Annotated in this window: 7 protein-coding genes; all 7 read left to right on the top strand. The window is 67.5% G+C overall.

The window, feature by feature from the left end; genetic code table 11:
* Nucleotide 1: 1 nt before the first annotated feature.
* The 7 genes from rpsG to ACLBXX_RS18965 all read left to right on the top strand — a co-directional run bounded on the left by rpsG (nt 2) and on the right by ACLBXX_RS18965 (nt 23571).
* Nucleotides 2-472 (top strand): 30S ribosomal protein S7, encoded by a 471-nt coding sequence (gene rpsG / locus ACLBXX_RS18995; RefSeq protein ID WP_056117669.1) that lies wholly within the window; start codon nt 2-4, stop codon nt 470-472.
* A 74-nt stretch (nt 473-546) separates the two neighbouring features.
* On the top strand, nt 547-2661 hold the full coding sequence (gene fusA / locus ACLBXX_RS18990; protein WP_310288337.1) for an elongation factor G: 2115 nt from the start codon (nt 547-549) through the stop codon (nt 2659-2661).
* 158 nt (nt 2662-2819) lie between these two features.
* Nucleotides 2820-4013: an elongation factor Tu gene (gene tuf / locus ACLBXX_RS18985; RefSeq protein ID WP_387144693.1), complete on the top strand. Its 1194-nt coding sequence runs from the start codon at nt 2820-2822 to the stop codon at nt 4011-4013.
* Between the two features lie 202 nt (nt 4014-4215).
* Nucleotides 4216-4434, top strand: coding sequence for an Rv0909 family putative TA system antitoxin (locus tag ACLBXX_RS18980; protein WP_310288339.1), 219 nt, complete (start codon nt 4216-4218; stop codon nt 4432-4434).
* A gap of 331 nt (nt 4435-4765) precedes the next feature.
* Nucleotides 4766-14818 (top strand): VWA domain-containing protein, encoded by a 10053-nt coding sequence (locus ACLBXX_RS18975; RefSeq protein WP_447659310.1) that lies wholly within the window; start codon nt 4766-4768, stop codon nt 14816-14818.
* Nucleotides 14819-15083: 265 nt separating this feature from the next.
* Complete coding sequence (locus ACLBXX_RS18970; protein ID WP_447659309.1) at nt 15084-21071, top strand: SpaA isopeptide-forming pilin-related protein; 5988 nt, start codon at nt 15084-15086, stop codon at nt 21069-21071.
* 646 nt (nt 21072-21717) lie between these two features.
* Nucleotides 21718-23571: a hypothetical protein gene (locus ACLBXX_RS18965; protein WP_447659308.1), complete on the top strand. Its 1854-nt coding sequence runs from the start codon at nt 21718-21720 to the stop codon at nt 23569-23571.
* Nucleotides 23572-23773: the final 202 nt, after the last annotated feature.

Genomic DNA, 23773 nt, shown 5'->3' with positions numbered 1-23773 from the left:
GATGCCTCGTAAGGGACCCGCCCCGAAGCGCCCCGTCGTCAACGACCCGGTCTACGGCGCTCCGATCGTCAGCCAGCTCGTGAACAAGATCCTCGTCGACGGCAAGAAGTCGCTCGCCGAGTCGATCGTGTACACCGCCCTCAAGGGTGTCGAGGCGAAGAACGGCCAGGACGCCGTCGCCACGCTCAAGAAGGCGCTCGACAACGTGCGCCCGACCCTCGAGGTCAAGTCGCGCCGCGTCGGCGGCTCGACCTACCAGGTGCCGGTCGAGGTCAAGCCTCACCGCGCCAACACGCTCGCCCTCCGCTGGCTCGTGAGCTACGCGAAGGGTCGTCGTGAGAAGACGATGACCGAGCGCCTCCAGAACGAGATCCTGGACGCCTCGAACGGCCTCGGTGCCGCGGTCAAGCGCCGCGAAGACACCCACAAGATGGCCGAGTCGAACCGCGCCTTCGCGCACTACCGCTGGTAACCAGCATCCCCACCGCTCCCGCGAACCGCGGGAGCGGTGGGCCCGCTACCACCTTCAACAGCTAAGGACACCCCGTGGCACAAGAAGTGCTCACCGACCTCAACAAGGTCCGCAACATCGGCATCATGGCGCACATCGATGCCGGCAAGACGACGACGACCGAGCGCATCCTGTTCTACACGGGCGTCAACCACAAGATCGGCGAGACGCACGACGGCGCTGCCACCACCGACTGGATGGAGCAGGAGCAGGAGCGCGGCATCACGATCACGTCGGCCGCCGTCACCTGCTTCTGGAACAAGAACCAGATCAACATCATCGACACGCCCGGCCACGTCGACTTCACGGTCGAGGTCGAGCGGTCGCTGCGCGTCCTCGACGGCGCGGTCGCCGTCTTCGACGGCAAGGAGGGCGTCGAGCCCCAGTCCGAGACCGTCTGGCGTCAGGCCGACAAGTACGACGTGCCCCGCATCTGCTTCGTCAACAAGATGGACAAGCTGGGCGCCGACTTCTACTTCACGGTCGACACCATCGTCAACCGCCTGAAGGCCAAGCCGCTCGTCCTCCAGCTGCCCATCGGCTCGGAGAGCGACTTCGTGGGCGTCATCGACCTCGTCGAGATGCGCGCACTGGTGTGGCCCGGCGACGCCAAGGGCGACGTGACCATGGGCGCCAAGTACGAGATCCAGGAGATCCCGGCCGACCTCGCCGACAAGGCAGCGGAGTACCGCGAGATCCTGCTCGAGACGGTCGCCGAGTCCGACGAGGAGCTTCTCGAGAAGCACTTCGGCGGCGAGGAGCTCACGGTCGCCGAGATCAAGGCTGCGATCCGCAAGCTCACCATCGCGTCGGAGCTCTACCCCGTGCTCTGCGGCTCGGCGTTCAAGAACCGCGGCGTTCAGCCGATGCTCGACGCCGTCGTGGACTACCTCCCGTCGCCCCTCGACGTCCCCGCCATCGAGGCGAAGGACCCGAAGGACGAAGAGGTCATCATCGAGCGTCACGCCGACCGCGACGAGCCGTTCGCGGCGCTCGCGTTCAAGATCGTCACGCACCCCTTCTTCGGTCGCCTCACCTACATCCGCGTCTACTCGGGTCACCTCGACTCGGGTGCCCAGGTCGTCAACGCGACCAAGGGCAAGAAGGAGCGCATCGGGAAGATCTTCCAGATGCACGCCAACAAGGAGATGCCGGTCGACTCGGTCACCGCCGGTCACATCTACGCGGTCATCGGCCTCAAGGACACCACCACCGGTGACACCCTGGCAGACAGCCAGAACCAGGTCGTCCTCGAGTCGATGACGTTCCCGGAGCCGGTCATCGAGGTCGCGATCGAGCCGAAGACCAAGGCCGACCAGGAGAAGCTGGGTCTCGCGATCCAGAAGCTCGCCGAAGAGGACCCGACGTTCCGCGTCGAGCAGAACGCCGAGACCGGCCAGACGGTCATCAAGGGCATGGGCGAGCTGCACCTCGACATCCTCGTGGACCGCATGAAGCGCGAGTTCAAGGTCGAGGCCAACGTCGGAAAGCCCCAGGTGGCGTACCGCGAGACGATCAAGAAGACCGTCGAGCGTCACGACTACACGCACAAGAAGCAGACCGGTGGTTCGGGTCAGTTCGCGAAGATCCAGTTCGCGCTCGAGCCCCTCGAGGTCACGGCCGACAAGACGTACGAGTTCGAGAACAAGGTCACTGGTGGCCGCATCCCGCGCGAGTACATCGAGCCGACCAACCAGGGCTTCCAGGACGCCATGAACGTCGGCGTGCTCGCCGGCTACCCCATGGTGGGCGTGAAGGCCATCCTCATGGACGGTGCGTCGCACGACGTCGACTCGTCCGAGATGGCGTTCAAGATCGCCGGCTCCATGGGCTTCAAGGAGGCCGTCCGCAAGGCGAACCCCGTCATCCTCGAGCCGCTCATGGCGGTCGAGGTGCGTACTCCCGAGGAGTACATGGGTGACGTCATCGGCGACCTCAACTCGCGTCGTGGCCAGATCCAGTCGATGGAGGACGCCCAGGGCGTCAAGGTCGTCCGCGCGCTGGTCCCGCTGTCCGAGATGTTCGGCTACATCGGCGACCTGCGCTCGAAGACCTCGGGCCGCGCCGTGTACTCGATGGAGTTCGACAGCTACGCCGAGGTTCCTCGCAACGTGGCCGACGAGATCGTCCAGAAGGTCAAGGGCGAGTAACCCTTTTCCGTCGGGATGCCTCGGTGACGCGGCATCCCGACGGCACAACTTCACACAGAATCAACAGAACCGTCTCTACTAAGGTGGAGATATCCCCGTAGACGACCGGCGCACACCAGCGCCCGGAACCTCTACACGAACGTCCTGAGGAGGACCCAGTGGCTAAGGCCAAGTTCGAGCGCACCAAGCCGCACGTGAACATCGGAACGATCGGTCACGTCGACCACGGCAAGACCACGCTCACCGCCGCAATCTCGAAGGTGCTCGCCGACACGTACCCGTCGGCCACCAACGTGCAGCGCGACTTCGCGTCGATCGACTCGGCTCCCGAGGAGCGTCAGCGCGGTATCACGATCAACATCTCGCACGTCGAGTACGAGACCCCGAAGCGTCACTACGCCCACGTCGACGCCCCGGGTCACGCCGACTACATCAAGAACATGATCACCGGTGCCGCTCAGATGGACGGCGCGATCCTCGTGGTCGCCGCCACCGACGGCCCGATGGCTCAGACGCGTGAGCACGTGCTGCTCGCCAAGCAGGTCGGCGTGCCCTACCTGCTCGTCGCGCTGAACAAGTCGGACATGGTCGACGACGAGGAGATCCTGGAGCTCGTCGAGCTCGAGGTTCGCGAGCTCCTCTCGTCGCAGGACTTCGACGGTGACAACGCTCCGGTCGTCCGCGTCTCGGGCCTCAAGGCTCTCGAGGGCGACGCCGAGTGGACCGCGAAGATCCTCGAGCTCATGGAGGCGGTCGACGCGTCGATCCCCGACCCGGTGCGCGACAAGGACAAGCCGTTCCTCATGCCCATCGAGGACGTCTTCACCATCACCGGCCGTGGCACGGTCGTCACGGGCCGCGCCGAGCGTGGCACGCTGGCCATCAACTCCGAGGTCGAGATCGTGGGTCTGCGCCCGACGCAGAAGACGATCGTCACCGGTATCGAGATGTTCCACAAGCAGCTCGACGAGGCCTGGGCCGGCGAGAACTGCGGTCTGCTCCTGCGCGGCACCAAGCGTGACGATGTCGAGCGCGGCCAGGTCGTCGTGAAGCCCGGTTCGGTCACCCCGCACACCAACTTCGAGGGCACGGCGTACATCCTGTCCAAGGAGGAGGGCGGCCGTCACAACCCGTTCTTCACGAACTACCGCCCGCAGTTCTACTTCCGCACCACCGACGTCACCGGCGTCATCACGCTGCCCGAGGGCACCGAGATGGTCATGCCCGGCGACACCACCGACATGACGGTCGAGCTGATCCAGCCGATCGCCATGGAGGAGGGCCTCGGCTACGCCATCCGTGAGGGTGGCCGCACCGTCGGCGCCGGCACGGTCACGAAGATCCTCAAGTAAGGTTCTTCGGCGCAACTGCTGCGAGAAGCCCCCGGGAGAGATCCCGGGGGCTTCTCCGCGTCTGCGGGCGCGTGAGGGGTGTCCGGACGGCCCGTCCGCATCAGCCGGTAGAACCTGCGCCCGGCGTAGGGGTTCCGCCGCGGCATCCGTCCCGACAGGATGGGTCTGGGCGCCTCGCCGGGGGGTGCGCGAAGGAGTGAGCATGGGCGGTTTCGACGACCTGGTGAACCAGGGCAAGGACCTGTACGAGCAGAACAAGGACAAGATCGGCGAGTTCCTGAAATCCGAGCAGGCCGAGGACATCAGCGACAAAGTGCTCGACGGCGCGTCGGGTCTCGCCAAGAAGGTCGTGCCGGAGGAGCACCACGACACGGTCGACGACATCCGCGGGAACGTCGACGGAGCAGTCGGCAACCAGTAGCGGAATCATCGAGAAGCGGCCCGGGGAGACCCGGGCCGCTTTCGCGTTTCCTGAGGCGATCGTGACCGGCACGTGATTATTGAGACTTGACGTCCCGCCCGAAGCGCCGATAACTTGACCGTGGGCTACGTGCGTCCGGTGCGACTGGGGAGTTAACACCGGATGGGAACGCACACTTGGGGAGCCTGACCGGGAATTCGGGGTCCCCTTGAGCTGACATCAGCGAGAAGGGGAAACCTTGATGTCTGGGCACTGGGGAATTGACGGTTCGGCACGCTCGGGAGTGCGGCGCAGGCTTCGGGAGGCGCGTGAGCGCGACCGCAAGCTGACGATGAGGCACCGGTGGTACGCCGGTGGCATCGCGACGCTGCTGTCGGGAGCGCTGATCTTCACGGGGGTCACTCCGGCGATCGCGGAGGTCGTTCCGACGCCCACGCCGTCGACCGAAGCGACGACTCCTCCGGAGGACACCACACCTCCCGCCGAGGAGACGCCGGCCGAGCCGGCACCGTCCGACCCGGCGCCCGCCCCGGCGGAGCCTGCTCCGTCGGAGCCCGCACCGGCTCCGTCGGAGGAGTCGACGCAGCAGCCTGTCGAGCCGCAAGCCCGCAGCGCCGCACCCGAGCAGAGCCTCGTCGCGCCCCTGGCGCTCGTCGCGGCGGACTGCGTCGGCGGCAACGCGGTCTGCGGCACCCTCACGATGACGAACGTCATCGTCGGCGGCGGCCCCGCGTCGACCGACGACTGGGCGCTTCTCGCCGACGGCAGCTCACCCGACAACGACTACGCCTTCACCAGCGGCCAGCAGCGTCGCGTCTCGAAGCCGGGTACCTACGCGCTCACCGCGACCGGCAACGGCGACACCGCCAACTACCTCAGCAGCGTCAGCTGCACCCTGAATGACACCAGCGGGAACACCCGCCTGCGCTTCACTGCCCCGAACACGCTCGCGTTCGAGGGCACGGCGGACCAGAACCTCGTCGCGGCGTGTACGTTCACCCACACGTACAGTGCCCCGCAGCAGGCGACCATCACGGTGAAGGTCGGCTCGGACCGCACCGGCGTCACGGGCGTCACCAACCTGATGGGCGTCGTCCTGCACCTTCAGAGCGACAGCAACGGCGCCCCGAGCGGCACGCGTGCCGACGGGGTTGCGGGCGACGGCGCCGGCTGGGCCCGTTGCGTCTCGGACGCGAACGGCGACTGCGTGTTCACGGTGCCGGCGACGCAGACCGGCGGTGCGAACAACGGCACCCGCCCGTGGGTTGTGCAGTACAGCGTCCCCTCGGGGTACTACGCCAACCCGACGCTGCGCGTCGGCGGCGCCTCCGGAAGCGGCTCGGCGCTGGCCTACCAGTTCCGCATGAAGGTGGGCCTGCAGGGCAACACCGCCTACTCGTCGCTGAACGCGTCGCAGCTGATGCTGGACTCCGGCTCGGCGGACAACGCCTCGCAGGGAATCTGGCAGCAGTCGCGCAACAACCCGACGCTCGCCCCGGCCTGTGGCCTCGACGTCGCACTCATCCTCGACATCTCGGGTTCGGTCGGCGACGCGCTGCCGAACCTGAAGCAGGCGGCCAACACGTTCGTCGACGCACTGCAGGGGACCCCGTCGCGCATGTCGCTCTTCTCGTTCTCGTGGCAGACGCCCGGGGCAGGTGCGTCACAGAACTACCCCGACCTCGTGTCGGTCTCGACAGCCGGGCAGGGGACGACGTTCAAGAACCGGTACTCGGGCTGGACGTCGTCCGGCGGCACCAACTGGGACCGCGGTCTCGGCGTCGCGGCATCGTCGAACACGGGAGACAACAAGTTCGACGTCGCCGTGGTCATCACCGACGGCAACCCGACCACGTACAACCAGCCCTACCAGGGCAGTGGCAGCGACAACCGCTTCCGTGAGACCGAGAACGGCATCTACTCGGCCAACGCCCTCAAGGCGGCCGGAACCCGAGTCCTCGCATTCGGTGTCGGCGCGGGCGCCACCGGTGCGACCAACTCGCTGAACCTTCGCGCGATCTCGGGCCCGACCGCCTACAACGGCAGCAACGGGCAGGTCGCCGACTTCTACCAGACCGCGGATTACAGCGCCGTCGGCACGGCGCTGCGCAACCTCGCACTCGGCAACTGCGCCGGCTCGCTCACGGTGACGAAGATGATCGTTCCCAGCAACGCGCCGCAGGGCTCGATCCAGGGCGCGACCCCCTCGGGTGCGGACTGGACCTTCAACAGCCAGATCAACACGGCCGGCGTCACCACGCCGAACCCGTCGCGCACCACGACCGACGACGGCACCGGCACCGTCACGTTCCCGCTCGCTTTCCCGGGCGGAACGTCGAACGCATCGGTGACCGTCACGGAGACTCAGCACCAGGGCTTCACGCTCCAACCCGTGAGCGGACAGAACGCCGTCTGTACGAACCTGAACACGCAGCAGAACGTCGTGCCGACCGGCAATCCCACCAACGGATTCACCGTCACGGTGCCCAGCACCCAGGCCGTCAACTGCATCGTCTACAACCGCGCACCCAACCCCGAGGCCGACATCACCGTCAACAAGGTGTGGAAGGTCAACGGTGTCGAGTACGCCAACGGCGCTCAGCCGGCGGGACTCTCGGCACAGCTGACGCTTACGGGCCCCGGCGCAGCGGGTGCGACGAACCAGGGCTGGGGCGTCACCCGGACCGGTTACACCCAGAACGGCAGCGCGACGATCAACGAGTCCGTGACGCTGATCGACCCGACCATGTGCACGAACGTCGCGAAGATCACGACGCTCAACGGGTCGCCGGCGGACATCGCGCTGGGTTCGGGTTACCAGATGCAGCTCACCCAGGAGCACAACACCGCGACCATCACCAACACGGTCACCTGCCAGAGCCGGCTCACGCTCGTCAAGAACGTGGCGAACGGACCGGGCGACGCCTCATCCTGGGATCTCCACGCCCAGTTCCTGGCCGGTGCGCCCGTGCCCGCTCCTGCCCTGCCCGGATTCTCGGGCTCGACAGGCACCGCGGCGGTGACGAACCAGCCGGTCACGCCTGACGCCCGCTACCAGCTGTTCGAAGAGGACGGCGACGCACGCTACCTGCAGACCGACAACCGCACATCGCTGCAGTCGAACCCCGCCTCGACGGGTTCGGCGACCTGCATCCGGGTCGAGGCGGACGGCGACCCGTGGCCGGGCAGCGGCTACTCCGATGGGATCAACGGCGGTGTCAACGTTCCGCTCGGCTTCCGCGTCGCGTGCACGCTGACGAACCAGAGCGCCCAGCTGACGCTCCTGAAGAGCGTCATCAACGACAACGGCGGCGACAAGACGGCGTCGGACTGGCAGCTCACCGCGACTCCCGCCACTCTCGCGGGTCTGTCGCCCGTGAGTGTCACCGGCTCCGGCGTCTTCGTCGAAGCGAGCCGATTCTGGGTGCGCCCTGACCACGTCTACACGCTGACGGAGTCGACGGTCCCGGGGTACTCCTTCCAGAAGCTGCAGAAGTTCGACGGGGTCTCGTGGGTCGACGTGGTGGCGAACCCGGATCCGACGAAGTACCCGCAGAAGAACGGGGCGGGCAACTGGCAGATCACCGTCGGCGCTCTCGGCAACGACATCTACCGGTTCGTGAACGACGACAACGCCCCCAAGCTGACCCTCGTGAAGTCCGTCGTGAACAACAACGGCGGTACCGCGCAGAACACTGCGTGGACGCTGACGGCGACCTCGGCGGACGGGCCCGACCTGAGCGGGACGACCGGCGTCAGTGGCGACGTCGCGGCCAACGAGGTCTACACGCTCAACGAGTCGGGCGGACCGAGCGGCTACGACTGGACGACTCTCTCGTGCACCGGTTACCCGAACACCACGAAGGCAGCTCCGACGCTGACACTCAAGCCGGGTGACGACGTCACGTGCACGTTCACCAACGACGACAAGCCGGGCAAGCTCACGCTCGTCAAGGTCGTCGATGACAGCAACGGCGGCTCCGCGGTCCCGAGCGACTGGAACCAGAAGCTCACGGCCAAGCGTGGCCAGGACGCGACCCTGACGTTCGACCACAACGAGACGAAGGATGTCCCGGCGGGGGTCTACACGCTCAACGAGATCAACCAGATCACCGGCTACGAGTGGACGAACCTCGTCTGCTCGACCGGCGGCACCTCGCTGCAGGACAAGACGGTGACGGTCGCCAACGGCGCGAACGTGACCTGTACCTTCACCAACCGCGCGATCAAGCCGACGCTGAACCTCGTCAAGATCGTCGACAACAAGAACGGCGCAGGCTCCGCGACGCCCGACATGTGGACGCTCACCGCGGCGGCCGACGGCCAGCCTTCGGTGACGGGCCAGGGAACGGCATCCGGAGCGGTCATGCCCGGAGCGGAATATACCCTCTCCGAGAGCCAGAATGTCTCCGGCTACACCGCCGGCGACTGGAGCTGCTACATCACGGGCAGCGACCCGCGCGTGGCGTTCCCGGTCGATGACGACGTCGTGGTCCCTGTCGTCGGCAAGAACGTGACGTGTGAGATCACGAACACGGCGATCCCGGCCGAGGGCGGCATCGTCAAGAAGGTGCGCGCAGGCTCGCCGCAGCAGATCGCTGCCGGTCCGGACGCGGGCAAGTGGCAGATCGTCTACGACATCACCGTGACCAACCAGTCGCGCACGTCGACGCTCTTCTACTCGCTCACCGATGCGCTGCAGCTCGGCGCCGGCATCACGGCCTCGGCCGCGAGCTGGACCGGTCCGAACGGCACCAGCGGCGCCTTCACGCTCCCGGCCGGCACCGCGACACTGGCGCCCAGCGGCTCGCTCGCACCGCAGACGAACGTGAACCAGCCGCTGGCGACCCACGTGTACACAGTGACGGTCGTCGCTGACGTGGCGCCCAGCGCGGCGGGCGCGACCTCCTCGGTCTGCACCTCGACCGAGCCGAAGCGTGCCTTCCTCAACACGGCGACTCTCACGGTCGACGGCAAGCCGACGACCGTGCAGGACTGCGCGCAGCCGGTGTTCCCGACCATCATCAAGGTCGGCAAGAACCCCGCAACCCAGAACCCGGATTCCTCGTGGAACGTGGAGTACACGGTCACGGTCGGCAACCCCAGCGCCACCACGGCGGTGCAGGCGACGCTGAGCGACGCGTTCCCTGCCGCTCCCGCGGGCTGGACGCTCGACCCGAACAGCTGGACGGTCACCGCGGTCGGCAGTGCGCCGGCTCCCGCGGCATCGCCCTACGCACCCGGATCGGCGACGATCTGGACGGGCACGCTGCCCGCGAACACGAGCTACGCGTACACCGTGACGGGCAAGCTCGTGCCCTCGACCTCGGCGACCTCGATCGGCGACTGCGCGGCTGAAGCAGGCCTCAAGAACAAGGCGACGGTGACGTCTGGTCAGATCGTCAAGGATGCCACGGGCTGTGTGTCGATCGTGCTCCCGCCGGTGACGGTCGTGAAGTCGAACGCGGGCGTCGTGACGCAGATCTCGCTCACCCAGTGGGAGATCCTCTACGACGTCACCGTGCAGAACTCGAGCCAGACGACGGCGACGGTCTACACGCTGACCGACACCCCGCAGCCGGGCGCAGGCTGGACTGCCGACCCCTCCAGCGGATGGGTTCCGACGGCCGACCAGCCGCCCGTGCCGGCGCCGAACACGCCGATCGCGGCGGGCGCATCGCACACGTTCAAGTACCGCATGGTCGTGAACCGCAACGCGCAGGTCGAGAACCCCTCGCTCACGTGCGACCTCACGAACGGCGGCGGCTTCTTCAACCGGGCGACCGTGACGTTCCCGGGCGGAACCGCGACCGACACCGGCTGCGCGACGCCGGGTGCCCCGACCATCGTGAAGACCGGCAAGCCGGCCACCGCGAACGCGGACGGCACCTGGACGATCTCGTACGAGGTCGCGGTGTCGAACGCCAGCGGGAAGACGCTGTACTACTCGCTGACCGACACTCCGCCGGCCGCGCCGGCGGGCACGGCGATCTCGGACTGGAAGGTCACGGGGCCGAACGCCTCGGCCACCTGGCCGATCCCGAACGTCATCGCGGCACAGTCGATCGCGAACGGTGCGACGCACACGTTCACGATCACGGCGACGGTCACCATCACGGGAACGCTGAGCCCGGTGGCGGATGCCTGCGGTGAAGGCACCGCGACAGGTGTCGCGATCGTCAACACGGCGACGGTGACGAACGGCGTCAGCACGACGAACGACGACGGCTGCACCTCGGTCAACCCGCGGCCCGTCCAGATCGAGAAGTCGGACGGCGTCGTCTCGCAGGGTGCCGACGGCATCTGGACGATCGAGTACGAGGTGACGGTGTCGAACCCGAACCCCCTCCCGAGCGTCTACACGCTGACCGACACGCCGCAGTTCGACGCAACGAGCTTCGAGATTCTCACGCAGGGCTGGGAGGGCTCGCCGGACACCACCGACGTGCCGATCGCAGCGAATGCGACGGGAGCGGACGCCCACGTGTACACCTACGTGGTGACGGCCACCTCGAAGGTCGATCCGGTTCCGGCCTCGGGCCTGCGGTGCACCGAGAACGGCGGTGGCTTCTTCAACGTGGCGACCGTCACGTACCCGGGAGGCAGCGACAGCGACAGCGGCTGCGCGATCCCGGCGAAGCCGACAGTGCAGAAGACGGCGCTCGAGTCGGTCCAGAACACCGAGACCGGTGAGTGGACGCTCAGCTACGAGGTGTCGGTGACCAACGGCACCGGTATCGACCTCTGGTACTCGATCACCGACACTCCTGACGCCCTGCCTGCGGGCGTGAGCGGCGGAGAGTGGGCGGCGACCGGTCCGGTGGCCACCGGCGGCGGTTCGGGCACGCTGAACCCGGCGTGGGATGGCGGCGCAGTCGTGCAGTTCGCGACGGGACTGATCCCGACCGGTGCCACGCACACCTACACGGTGACGCGCACGGTCTCGGTGGCGGCATCCGTCGACGACTCCGCCCTCGACTGCGAGAGCGAGGGCGGCGGCATCTGGAACTCGTCGACCGTGACCAACGGCGTCGGCGGGAACACCAGTGAGGACTGCGCCCAGATCGACCGTCCGACGGTCGACATCGCCAAGACGGTGACCGGCACGAAGCAGCTCGAAGACGGGACGTGGGAGATCACGTACGACGTGGTCGTCACGAACTCCTCGACCACGCTGGCGGCCGTGTACAGCCTCGACGACACCCTCGAGTTCGGTGGCGACATCGAGATCGTGGATGCCTCGTGGACCGGTCCTACCGGACCCGGCGACTTCGCCGGGCCGGCCTGGAGCGCCACCCTTGCGACCGACCAGGTGCTCGCGCCGAAGGTCGACGCGGCCGGTGTCGACACCTACACGGTGACGGTGCACGCGAATGTCGACGCGGCGGCGTGGGATGGCGACACCCTCGTCTGCAAGGACGACGAGGGCCCGTCGGCCGGCGGCTTCCTCAACGTGGCGACGGTCACGGTGAACGGCGAGGCGATCCCCGCCGACGACTGCTCCGAGCCGAAGCTGCCCACGTTCCAGAAGATGGGGGTCTCGGCCGCGCAGGACGAGGATGACGCCTCGAAGTGGCTCGTGACCTACGAACTCCGGGTCACCGGCAGCGGCTACGACACGTTCTACTCGCTGTCCGACACGCCGGCGTTCGCACCGGGGATCGACGTGATCTCGGGTGTGGCGCAGCGCACCGACACCGACCCGGTGGGTACTCCCATCCCGGTGACGGCGGGCGCGGACTTCGTGACGAACGTGCCGCTGGGCGCGGACGACGAGCCGCACGTGTACACGATCGCGTGGCTGGTCGACATCACCGACACGTTCGACCCCGACCTCGCAGCCTGCGAGGGCGAGGGCACCGGATTCTTCAACACGGCGCTGCTGTCGATCGGTGAGATCGAGATCCCCGGCGATGCCTGCATCCCGGTCAAGGACCGGGTCTACCCGGTGCCGACCAAGACGGTGACCTCGACGACGCAGAACCCCGACACGGGCGACTGGACGATCGTCTATGACATCGACGTGAAGCTCGCCGCGAAGGGCCCGCAGAACCCCGACGGCCTGTCGGCCGAGTACGACCTCACCGACACGCTGGACTTCGGGGGTGACATCAACATCGGCAGCGCCGAGTGGGAGTACGCGGGCACGTCGCACGACTTCGCCGGTCCCGACTCGACCGAGATTCTCGCGAACGATCGCAAGATCGCGGCAGGTCAGACCCACACGTACACGGTGACGGTCGTCGCGTCGGTGGCCAAGAAGGCGATCGACGACGAGACCACCGCCTGCCTCGGCGGCGAGGTTCCGGAGGCCGGCGGCTTCCTGAACACGGCGCTGCTCACCTCGGGCGGCTCCGAGACTCCGGTGGAGGCCTGCTCCGAGCCGGTCTTCCCGAAGATCGAGAAGCACGGCGGGGCGACGACCGACAACGGGGACGGCACGTGGGACATCGAGTACTTCGTGACGGTCGACTTCCCGGACCAGGTGCCGGCGAACGCCGCTGACGCGCTGACCTACGACCTGACGGATGCCCCGGCGCTGCCCACGGGCGTCACGCTGGTCGGCGAATGGAACGCCGAGTCGAACGACGCGGTGACGCCGGAGCCGACGAACCCGACCTGGAACGGCTCGGGGACGTGGACGGTCGTGGACGGCGGCGAGCTGACGGCCGAGGACGGCGCGCACACCTACCGGGTGTTCGCGACGGTTGAGGTCACCGAGGCGCCGGTCGGCGAGCCACAGGCCTGCCGCGACACCGAGTCCAGTGGGATCCTGATCCCGAACGTGGGGACGGTCACGTCGGGCGAGTACGTCAAGTCCGACGACGGCTGCCAGGTCGTGCACTACGACGACGTGAAGATCGAGAAGACCGCGTCCGGCCTGCCCGAGGTGGGCAGCGTCGAGCCGGGCGACGAGTTCACGTACGAGCTCACGGTGACCAACCTGGGCACGCGAGACGCCACGAACGTCGTCGTGACCGACCCGATCCCGGATCGTCTCGAGGTCACCGGCATCGAGCTGCCCGCGGGCTGGGTCAACGACAACGCGCCCGACTTGGTGGATGAGAACGGTGAGCTCAGCGTGAGCACTCCGACCCTCGCGGTCGGCGCGTCGGTGACGATCAAGGTGCACGTCGAGTTCACCGAGGTCGAGAGCGACGTGATCGACGTGGGCACCGGCACACCGCCGGAGGCGCCGGCGGCGATCGAGGAGTTCGTCAACACCGCGTGCGTCGAGGCCGACAGTGATGCCGTCGAGTCCAACAACTGCGACACGAACGAGATCCCCGTCCGCGACATCTCGGTGGTCGTCTTCACGAAGTGCGTGGGCGACGCTCCGTTCCTCGGGTGGTCGGTGACGAAGTCGCAGACGCTCCTGGCCGAGCCGATCGACTTCTTCTGGGAGCCGGTCAACCAGTTCGTGACGCCGGACACGACGCCCGCGAACGTCAGCCTCACCCAGCCGGGTGGGACCCTGACATGGTCGGACGAGATCTCGTGGCCCGGCGCGGCGTTCACGCCATCCGGCATCTCGATCGACTATCCGGGATGGCGCGCCATCGAGGTCACCGACATCGTGCCGGGCTCGAACCCCACGCAGTACTACCTGCCGGGAACGAGCAACGTCATGACGCCGGCGCAGCAGGCCGAGTACGTCTTCAACGGCCTGATCCTCGACCCGAGCGAGCTCGATTACTCCTGGCGGTACAACACCGAGGTCACGATCTCGGTCAACCCGAGTGAGACGTTCTCGACCTCGTACCCGCCGGCGACGCCGGAGTGCTTCGTCGCACGCCACACCGAGGTGCAGATCGAGAAGACGGCGAGCGTCGAGAGGACCGAGCCCGGCAAGTCGTTCACCTACACGCTCGACGTGGCGAACGTGAGCGACGACGCGGCGGCCGAGGGTGTGGTCGTGACCGACAAGATCCCGGCGGACCTCAAGATCACCGCGGTCAACTGGACCGGTAAGGGCGACGCGAACACGTTCCCGAACTGGCAGTCCTGCGAGGTGACGGGCCAGAACGGCTCCGGCTACGGCGGCACGCTCACATGCGTGCTCTTCGGACCGCTGCAGCCGATCAACTCCGACAACGGCGGTTCGTCCGTCGCTCCGAGGATCACGCTCTCCGCGATGGTGAACCCGTCGTCGAAGACGAACACGATCACGAACGTCGCGGTGGTTGACTACCACACGTTCGGCGACCCGGATGACCCGGGCCGTGACTCGGACGACGCCACCGTGCTGCTCTCGACACTGCCGGCGACCGGTGGGAGCACGATGCTGCCGCTCATCCTGCTCGGCCTGGTCGTGATGCTCACGGGCGCTGCCGTGGTCGCGGTCTCGCGCCGCCGACGCGGAGAGGTCAAGCCGACGCTGTGATCCCTGGAGAGGGCGGGCATCCCCCAAGGGCCCGTCCTCTCCAGCCACCCGGCATCCGTTTTCAACCCGTTACTTGACGCGGGTGGATGCCGGGCATACCTTTGCCAGCGGGAACACGTTTCGGCTCGTGTTTGGGGAGATAGCCGAACCTTGGGGACTTGGGATCCCTCGGTTCTTGGGTTCATCAACTCGCAGCGAGTCGTCACGTGCTGGGAGGGGCCTCTACTTGGGGCACCCTGTGTCGATTCGACCAAGGGTGAAGTTGATGTTCAGTCGTACTTTCGTGCGCGCCTCGAAGTCTGAGGGTCCGCGCCGCCGCATGCGTCAGGAGCGGACTGAGGAGCGACGTATCGCGCTCCAGAACCGCTGGTACGTGGGAGGACTCGCCGCGATCGTGGCGAGTTCTCTTGTGTTCTCGGGGATGTCCCCGGCATCGGCGGAGGAGGTGACCACCCCCGACCCCGCCGCCACCACAGAGGCGACGACGACCGACACGACATCGACGGATGCTGCGCCTCCGCCGCCTGCGGATGCGAGCACGCCGCCGGCGGCCGAGACGCCGGCCGACCAGCCGCCCGCAGCGCCTGAGGCGACCGCGCCCGATGAGACGGCGCCGCCGGCAGCCCTCGCTGCGCCGCTGGCCGAGCCCGAGATCTCTGCCCTGGCGTTGGCGTGCGCCGGATGGCCCGTCGCCGGGTCTCCGCTGGGCGGGTTCGAGATCGACGGAAACCTGTGTCTCGACGGCGCCGGCTCCAAGGACTGGGCGACGGTGGGCAGCCAGCCCGTCGCGAACGACGGTTACGGCGACGCGACCCAGTTCACGCAAGGCTCCAAGGAGAGCAACTGGCCGTGGAGCGCCGGACAGATCGGTGGAAACGGGGTCGCGCCCGGCAAGACCGACATCGGCAACGTCTACGCGTACACGCAGACCGTCGGAGGCCACGTCTTCGCGTACCTCGGGTTCGAACGCGAGGTGAACAACGGCTCGGTGTCCTACCACGTCGAGCTGAACCAGAAGCCGAACACGTCGGGCCCGACACCGGACCGGTCGGTCAACGACCTCCGGCTGACGATCGAGCAGAACGGCAACAACACGATCTCCCTCGTCGGCGCCGATCGGTGGAACGGAACCGCATGGGTCTCGCTGGGCACCCTCTCCGGCTTCGTCGGACAGGTCAACCAGGGCCAGATCGAGAACCTCGCGGGCGAGGTCCTCGAGCCGGGTGAGTTCGCGGAGATGGGCATCGACCTGACGGTCCTCTTCGGCAACGCCGGCTGCAGCGGCAACTACGGCGTGCTCAACGTCCGCTCCAGCTCCTCGCCCGAGGACACGTCATCGCTGGCCGACTGGATCAAGCCGGTCGCCGCGAACGTCCCGTCGACCTGCTCGACCCTGACGATCCTCAAGACCGACATGGCAGGCACGCCGCTTGCCGGCGCCAAGTTCTCCATCTCGCCCAACCCGGCGACCGGGACGGGCTCGACGACGGGGACGACGGATGCCGGCGGCAAGATCGTGTTCAACGGGAACGTGCAGCCCGGTACCTACACGGTGACCGAGACGGAGGCCCCCGCGGGTTACCTCCTTGACTCGACTCCGCAGCAGGTGACCTTCGGTGACACGGCCGAGTCGAAGACCCTCACGTTCAAGGATCCGCTCGGATCTGGTGCGTGGACGAAGCGGGCTGGTGATGCGAACGGTGCGCTGCTGGGCGGCGCCACCTTCTCGCTCGCCGCGACCGGCGGTCCCGCGGCCGCTGCGCCCTGGGCGGCGACCTTCCCGAAGACGGTCGTCGACAACGGCGCCAACGACGCCGACCCGGTGGCCGGCCAGATCAAGGTCGTGAACCTCCCGATCGGCACCTACTCGGTGACCGAGACGGCGGCGCCCGCCGGCTACGTGCTCGATCCGTCGGCGAAGACCTTCGCGGTCACGCAGGCCGCGCCGAACGCGACGATCTCGACGCCTTTCGTGAACATCCCGTACGCCACCGTCACCCTCACCAAGGACTGGGTCAACTCGTTCGACGGTGACAAGGCCGACCTGGCGATCGGTGGCGCCACCACCGCGACGGGCACGTCGACGGCTCCGACCGATGGCCCCGTGATCTCTGTGAGTGTCGCGCCGGGGTCGAGCCTGAATCTGTCCGAGGTGCTGAACGCGCAGAACAGGGGCCTGTACGCCTCCGTTCTCTCGTGCGTCGGTGCGTCGGTGTCGGACAACACCGGTTTGACCGGATCCATCACGGTGCCCGCCTACCCCGCGTCGGCGAACGGCGTGCAGTGCACGTTCACGAACACCGCGAAGACCCGCGACGTCAGGCTGCAGAAGCAGTGGGTCGACGCCTTCCAGGGCGACTCCGCTCAGCTGTCCCTGACCGGTGACGCCGACGGCGCGAAGAGCACGGCGACGGGCGCGGTCGGATCCCAGCTCGACGGCGTGAACGTCGCCACCGCCACGGTTCGCGTCGGCGAGACGGTGAACTTCGGCGAGGCGCTCACGGCGCCGAGCGGCGCGACATACGGCACCACGTTCTCGTGCACGCCGACCGTGGCCGTCACCGGCTCCGACAAGGCGTACACGCTGGACCGGATGCCGAACGCCGACGTCGTCTGCACCTTCACCAACACAGCTCAGAAGGCGACCGTCACGCTGAAGAAGCAGTGGGTGAACGCATTCCAGGGCGATGCCGCGAATCTCGGCATCTCGGCCCCTCCCGCGGTCTCCGTCATCGAAGCGGTGGCGCCCGAGGGCGACGGGACCTCGCCGCAGATCGCGACCCTGCAGGTGCGGATCGGCGAGAAGGCGGTCCTGGGGGAGACGCTGGACGACGACAACCAGGGTGAGTACACCTCGACCTGGTCGTGCGACGACGGCACGAGCGGCACCGGTGGCACCATCGGTCAGATCACTGTCACCAAGTCGGTCGTGTGCACGATCGTCAACACCGCGAAGGCCATCCAGGTCACGGTGAACAAGACCTGGGCAGACGCCTTCGGCGGCGACACCGCCCAGCTCGGGGTCAACGGCACGACCGAGACCTCGACGGCCGGCACCGCCGGTCAGCTCATCGTCAACGAGACCGACGCCCCTGTCGTGACCGAGACGGTCCGCGTCGGTGACCCGGTGAACATCGCCGAGACGCTGAACACCGCAGGCAACCGTGGCTCGTACACGTCGAGCTACGTCTGCACCGGTACGGAGGCATCGGGGCAGGGCACCACGATCCCGGAGTTCGAGGCCTCATCGGCGAACGTCAGCTGCACGTTCACCAACACCGCCGTGAAGGTCGGCGTCCTGCTCAAGAAGAACTGGATCGACGCCCTCACCGGTGACAAGACCTCGCTCTCGGTGACGCCGGAGTCGGGTCCGATCGCGACGGCGCTCTCGACGATGCTGGCGAACTCGCCGAAGGACTTCCTCGACGACATCAACGTCGTCGGGCTCCAGGTCCGCATCGGTGCGGTGCTGCCGATGAAGGAGGTTCTCACGGCGAACGGCACGTACGCCTCGACCTTCTCCTGCTCCGCAGGTGAGACCACGGCGGTCGGCGTCGACGGTCGCGCGTTCACCCTGAAGGTGACCGGCGCCGCGATCTGCCGCTTCATCAACGTCTCGCAGACGGCGCACCTCACGGTCGTCAAGAGCTGGGTGAACAGCCAGGACGGCGACAGTGCCGCCCTGTCGGTCACCGGCGGCGCGACCGGTGCGGCGACATCGAACACCGACGGTGGCACATTCACCGACCTCGACCACACGATCAGCGCCGAGGCGACGATCGGTCAGACGGTGAACGTCAAGGAGATCGTGAGCGTCGAGCACGGTGACGCCTCCGACTACACGTCGACGCTGGTCTGCACCAGCGGAGAGACGGTGGTCTTCACCGGCAGTGCTCGCGAGGGCTCGTTCACGATGCCCGGCGCGCCGGTGACCTGCACGTTCACGAACACGGCGGAACTGCCGTCGATCGCGCTGGTCAAGATCGTCTCGGGCGCTCCCGGGGTCGAAGACACGAACTGGCAGCTGATCGCCGCACCCCAGATCGGGCCCGCGGTGACGAACCTGGCCGGCGGCGACGTCGTCAAGACGAACGTCGTGGCGGGGGTGCCCTTCGTCCTCTCGGAGGACCTGATCGGCGACTTCCCGGGCTCGGACGAGTTCGCGGCCGGGCTGTGGTCCTGCCTCAACGAGGACGGACAGGTCACCCTGACGGACAGCACGGCGGGGAAGGCAGACCTGCGTGGCCTCGACAAGGGCGAGAACGTGGTCTGCACGATCGTCAACTCGCACGTCGATCAGGGCTTCACGGTTGAGAAGACGGCGACAGGGTCGACCCAGCACGAGGACGGGAGCTGGACCGTGACCTACGACGTCCGGGTCCACAACAACAGCGCCGTCGTGCCGATCACGTACGATCTGTCGGACACGCTCGACGCTCCGGCCGACGGCGTCTCCTACACGGGCGCGTCCTGGACCGGACCCACCACCGGATCGTTCGCGCTGCCGAGCCTCACCGCTCAGCTTGCGGATGGCGAGGTCGCGCCGCCGTACAACGGCTCCAACGACCCTGTCTACACGGTGTCGGTGAATGTCGAGGTCAGTGCGATCCCGGAGGACCCAAACCCCTGTGACGCCGAGGTGACCGAGGGTATCGGCATCGTCAACACGGCGTACCTCACGGTCGGCGAGGTCACGGAGGATGACAGCGCGTGTGGCACGGTCCACTATGACGACGTCTCGATCCTGAAGACGGCGACCAACCTGCCCGAGCCGCCCGAGGGTGAGGAGCCCTGGGCCGAGGTGGGCGACACGTTCGACTACGTGCTCACCGTCACCAACAACGGCACCCGCGACGCCAAGGGCCTCGTGGTCACCGACCCGGTGCCCGCGCGGCTCCAGGTGAGCGCAGTCGACCTTCCGGACGGCTGGCTGAATGACTACGGCGTCGCCCTCGTGGGTCCCGGCAACATGATCTCGGTCAGGATGGGGCCGGACACGACGCTCGGAGCCGGCGAATCGGTGGACATCACCGTGACCGTCGAGTTCCTGCCGCCGGACTATCCGGAGGGTGCGGAGGAGCCGCCGACGCCGATCGACTCGCTCGTGAACGAGGCCTGCGTCGAGGCGCCTCTCGACCAGGACCCGACGAACGACTGCTCCGAGAACGAGATCCCGGTGCATGAGATCACGGCGGTCGTCTACACCACGTGCGTGGGCGACGCCCCGCTCCTGGGCTGGATGATCTCCAAGTCGGGCACGCTGCTGGACGACCCGATCGACTTCGTGTGGGCGCCGAACTCCCTCGAGCCGACGACCGACCCGCAGGAGATCGCGATCACCCAGCCCGGCGGAACGTCGACCTGGAGTGACCTGATCGACTGGCCCGGCACCGCGTTCACGCCGTCGGGTGTCTCGATCGACTACCCGGGATGGCGCCCGCTCGTGGCGTCCGACTACGGTCCCAACGGCGGGTTCATCAACCCGCAGGACGGACAGGAGTACGCGCCGGCGGATGCAGGGGACTTCGTCTTCAACAGGTTGATCCTCGACCCGAGCGAGCTCGACTACTCGTGGCGTCTGCAGTCGACGGTGACCTTCTCGGTCAACCCGACGCTGGAGTTCTCGGTGGAGTACCCGCCGGCGAGCCCCGAGTGCTTCGTGGCACGTCATTCCGACGTCCAGATCGAGAAGACGGCGAGCGTCGAGAAGACCGAGCCCGGCAAGTCGTTCACCTACAGCCTGGCTGTGGAGAACATGAGCGACGACTCGGCCGCCGAGGGCGTGGTGGTCACTGACACCATCCCCGCCGACATCAAGATCACGGACGTGACCTGGCCGGGCAAGGGCGACGCGAACACGTTCCCGAACTGGGAGTCGTGTGCGGTGGCGGGCCAGGACGGCTCCGGCTACGGCGGAACGCTGACCTGCGTGCTCTTCGGACCCCTGCAGCCGCAGGGTGCGAACGAGTCGCCGTCCGCAGCTCCGACGATCACGCTCGCGGCGACGGTCAACCCGGCGTCCAAGAGCAGTTCGATCACCAACGTGGCGGTCGTGGACTACCACACGTTCGGTGACCCGGACGACCCGGGCCGTGACTCGGACGACGCTGTCGTCCTCCTCTCGGCACTCCCGGCGACGGGTGGCGAGCTGCCGCCGCTCCTGGTGATCCTCGGCCTGCTCGCTCTGCTCGGAGGCACGGCGATGCTGATCGTCACCCGCCGCCGTCGTGGAGAGGCCAAGGCCACCATCTGACCGACCGTGTGAGAGAGCGGGACCGCCCCAAGGCCCGCTCTCTCACCCGACTCCGGCCCGCCTCTTGTGCCGGACGTTCGAGCCCCTCGCACCCCAAAGGCGAGGGGCTCGTTCGCGCGACGGCACGTATATAAGAGGAATGGACCCCTCGGCCCCCAGCATCCGTCCCGCGCGTCGATTTCGCTCATCCGGGCGTGTCGCGATAGCCTGCACGAACGGCGGTTCTCCGCCTGTTCCGCAACCTTCGGGAAGGGCGCGGAATCCGGATCCCATTCGGCCCGAACCGCGTGAGGTCTGACACCCGTTCCCCCGACGGGTGAATGGTGCGCCCCCGTGCACCGAAGGAACGCGGTGCCCCCGTGCCGCAGAAGTACCGACGTGCCCCCCGCACGTCGCTGGGATGTACGGCGCGCTCTGCGCGTCGCTGGGAAGTACGGCGCGCTCCGGCGTGCCGCTGGGATGAACGGTGTGCCTCGGTGCACCGCTGGGACGGCGCTTCGGCGCCGGTAAGGGGAGGAACGCTGTGCCTGCATTGCGCAAGCGAACATGGAAAGCATTGGCGGGGGCGCTGGTCGCCGCCGCGCTCGTGGTGGCACCTCTGGTGACCGCCGGGGCATCGGCCACTGAGCCACAGTTGAAGGGCGAGGTGGGGGTTCTGCAGCCGTGGAGCTCGGACACCAACAAGACCTCGTACTGGGAGAAGCAGTACGCATCGCACGGCGCGAAGTGCTACTCGTACGACGCCGACGACAGCACCGCCCACGGCAAGGTCACCGACAGCGGCAAGACTGTCACTCTCAAGCCGTTCAGCTCGTCCTGGACGCCGTACGATCACTGGGAGCTGCTCGTCATCAAGGGCGGCAGCCTCTGGAACAACGTCATCGAGCACCCCAAGGCGGGGGTCGCTTATGCGTCGCCGTCGAACGGGAACAACCAGGCCGACGTCTCGCACTGGATCGTCTGCAAGGGCAAGACTCCCGAGGGTGAGCAGCCGAAGCCGCCGAAGCAGGATCTCGATTGCACGTCGATCATCGTTGACTACAACCGGGCGCTCAAGAGCGGCGACCACATCAACATCGAGTACAAGAAGGACGGTAAGACCAAGCAGGTCAACGCGTACGTCGACCTCAACGTCACCGGCGGCTGGAACGGCCTCGGGCTGCGCTTCTCCGACGGCTCGACCAAGCCGCTCACCGAGGCGGAGGTGAAGTCCGGCGTCATCGACTGGACCTACTCGGCGCTCATCCCGACGGGCAAGTACACCGTCAAGTTCGTTCAGACCAACGAGACTGACACCTGGCCCGACCTCAAGTGCGAGAACGAGGAAGAGCCCACCGTGGTGACGCCGTCGCTGCAGATCACGCTGCCGACCTGCACCACGCCGGGGTCGTTCACGAAGAGCGACAACGTCACTTGGACGTCGGCGAGCAACTCCGACGGCTCGACCACGTGGACTGCCGCGCCCAAGCCCGGCACCGTGTTCGCCGAAGGTGCGAAGACCGTCTGGGAGGTGCCGAACCTGGCGAAGCTCCCGCTCGACAGCGACGCGTGCCGCCCCGACAAGCCGGAGCCGAAGGTGACCAGCGTCCCCGAGGACCGCAAGGACTGCACGAGCAAGTTCGTCACCACCACGACCACCACCACCACCACGGAGTACGTGTGGAACGGCCAGGCGTGGGTGCTCGGAACGCCTGTCGTCTCGACCTCGAGCGAGGAGCGTCCGATGACTGCAGCTGAGCTCAAGGAGTGCCCGCTGCCGACCACCGGCGAGGAGAAGACTCCGTGGGTCGACGGCGCCTGGGACTGCGGTGACACCACGGTCACGCAGACGCGCGAGGTCACCACGACGACGTACGCATACGGCGAGCAGGGCGATGTGATCCCGACGGTCACGAAGACCGCCGAGACGCAGACGCGCGAGCTCGAGTCCGACGAGATCGGCGAGGTCTGCGACCTCGTCCCCGGTGAGATCGAGGCGACGTGCGTCGGCGATGTGCCGTTCCTCGGTTACGACGTCGCGCTGCCCGAGGGCTTCGAGACCGACGACGAGAACCCCGTCACGATCACCTTCGTGAACACCACCGGTGGCGAGGACTTCGTGGCGGAGAATCAGCCGCTCAGCGGCGTGCTGCTGTGGCCCGGCGCCTCGAACCTCGCGCCGAAGATGTGGCCCGGCTGGGAGCTCGTGAACGGCGAGTATGTGAAGACCGACGGCAACTACGACTGGACCCGCAAGGGCGTCACGGTGCGCTTCGAGGTGAACCCGTCGTACTCGACCGAGGTCTTCTACCCGGAGGCCTCCGCCGAGTGCGCCAACCCGCCCGTCGGCGGCGGGGACGACCCGACCGGCACGCCGGCGTCGACCGACCCCGAGGCCCTCGCGGTCACGGGTGGCGGCATCAGCCCGATGTTCGCTGTCGCGGGTGGTGCTGTCCTCCTCGCCGGCATCGCGGCGGTCGCATTCGCGGCCTACCGCCGCCGCCACGCGAGCGCGGAGTGACACCGCAATAGATAGGTAGAAAGGGGGGGGGGGGCGGGGGCGGCCGCGCCCCCCCCCCCGGCCGACGGCGTCTCCTACACGGGCGCGTCCTGGACCGGACCCACCACCGGATCGTTCGCGCTGCCGAGCCTCCCCGCTCAGCTTGCGGATGGCGAGGTCGCGCCGCCGTACAACGGCTCCAACGACCCTGTCTACACGGTGT

It is taken from the genome of Microbacterium sp. C23T, from assembly GCF_053345975.1.
The sequence above is the reverse complement of the archived record's forward strand: the minus strand, read 5'-3'. Positions and strand labels throughout refer to the sequence as shown.